This is a genomic window from Algoriphagus hitonicola (genome assembly GCF_900113375.1).
GTDB lineage: Bacteria > Bacteroidota > Bacteroidia > Cytophagales > Cyclobacteriaceae > Algoriphagus > Algoriphagus hitonicola.
The window spans coordinates 1-1,307 of the sequence record NZ_FOPC01000032.1 but is presented as its reverse complement, the minus strand read 5'-3'; the positions used below and the strand labels follow the sequence as shown (position 1 = coordinate 1,307).

The window sequence follows — 1,307 nt, the reverse complement described above, 5'->3', positions numbered from 1 at the left end:
TGGATCTGCTACATTTGATTGGACAGTAAGTTAAGCCCCTTAACTTAGAACCAATGAAAGAAGGAACAAGAAGAAGTTTTGACAAGGAATTCAAGAAGATGGTTGTCCAGCTTCACAAGAGTGGTAAATCATCGAATGAGATTGGCAGAGAATTGGGTATTCCCGGAGACATGGTTCGCCGTTGGAGTAGAGAGTATGAGTCCAGTGGAGATCAGAGTTTTGCAGGTAATGGCAAGCCGATTCTGAGTGCGGAACAGCGGGAAATAGCCGAATTGAAGAAAGCCTTGAAAGAGGCCCAAATCGAACGGGACATTTTAAAAAAGGCCGTGAGCATCTTCTCCAAGAGCGACAACAAATATTCAGGTTCATGAGCGATCACCGGGGGGAATTTGCTGTTGAGAAGATGTGTGATGTTTTCGGAGTTTCCAGAAGTAGTTTTTACGATTGGCTAAACAGGAAGCCTTCCAAAAGAGCCTTAGAAAACGATGTATTGAGACAAACCATCCAAGAGGTGACAGAGCAAACCAAATCCAGACTGGGAAGCCCAAAGCTTACCTTGGAGCTGGAGGACCGGGGGATCTTCATTTCCAGACCCAGGGTAGCCAGACTGATGAAATCGATGGGTATCCGGAGCATCATCAGTAAGAAATTCAAGGTATGTACCACAGAATCTGATCATCCGTATGCTCCGTCAAAAAACCTGTTAGATCGGGATTTTACCGCTACAGGACCAGGAGTGAAATGGGTGTCCGATATCACTTATGTGAAAACTCAGCAAGGCTGGCTTTATCTGACAATAGTTATGGATCTATTCGACAGGAAAATCATCGGTTGGTCTATGAGCAGCACGCTGGAGGCTAATCCAACGGTGATCGCAGCACTACGTATGGCGCTGAGAAAAAGGCCGGTGAATCCCAATGAGTTGATATTCCATTCCGACCGTGGAGTCCAATACGCCTGTGAAGAGTTCAGGGCGCTGTTAAAGAACCACCGGATTATCCAGAGTATGAGTCGAAAAGGTAACTGTTGGGACAATGCCGTGGCAGAAAACTTCTTTAAAATCATCAAATCTGAGCTGATCTACCAGCTTCCGGTATTGAACGTTAGACAGATACAGGTTGAACTCTTTGAGTTCATCGAAATCTGGTACAACAAAGAAAGAAAACATTCCTACCTGAATTACCTCACTCCTGAGCAGTTCGGAGAAACAACAAAAACAAAGGCCGCATGAAGAAAACTGAACTCGAACTAATCAGGGGGATTTTTTTTCTAAATCCCACTGATTAGTTGAGTAGCCCCGCGGCAGG

The 1,307-nt window shown here is 45.1% G+C and carries 2 protein-coding genes; both read left to right on the top strand.

Annotated features, from left to right (window positions below):
• Positions 1 to 53 precede the first annotated feature (53 nt).
• On the top strand, positions 54 to 371 hold the full coding sequence (locus tag BM043_RS19280) for a transposase (RefSeq protein ID WP_092794906.1): 318 nt from the start codon (positions 54 to 56) through the stop codon (positions 369 to 371).
• On the top strand, positions 272 to 1,231 hold the full coding sequence (locus tag BM043_RS19275; RefSeq protein WP_245753086.1) for an IS3 family transposase: 960 nt from the start codon (positions 272 to 274) through the stop codon (positions 1,229 to 1,231). Before BM043_RS19280 ends, BM043_RS19275 begins: the two co-directional genes overlap by 100 nt.
• Positions 1,232 to 1,307: the final 76 nt, after the last annotated feature.